This window comes from Psychrobacter sp. 16-MNA-CIBAN-0192 (genome assembly GCF_040309565.1).
In the GTDB taxonomy this organism is placed as follows: domain Bacteria; phylum Pseudomonadota; class Gammaproteobacteria; order Pseudomonadales; family Moraxellaceae; genus Psychrobacter.
On sequence record NZ_JBEOOX010000773.1, the window covers coordinates 1 to 232 of the forward strand.

Genomic DNA, 232 nt, shown 5'->3' on the forward strand with positions numbered 1-232 from the left:
AAGTGCCGCATGCTGACCACCGAGTGCGGTCTGCTCGCTAGCGGGCAGATCAAACCACTCAGGCACGAACTGCTGAACGCTGACCGTACTATCTAAAAAATGTGACAATACATGCGCCAATTGGTCAGCGGTCAGACGTCCTGGAGCAATCATGCCAGCATAAGCAATCAAGCTATCGATTGCCGTTAGCTTTTTCGGCTGCCGTGCCAGCGCTCGCAAGCTCAACAGGTAG

General features: G+C 53.9%; 1 protein-coding gene. It reads right to left on the reverse strand.

The genetic code is table 11. From position 1 onward, the window contains the following. A partial coding sequence (locus tag AAEY78_RS15170) for a type VI secretion system baseplate subunit TssG (protein ID WP_352340357.1) occupies positions 1-232 on the reverse strand: 232 nt, incomplete at both ends.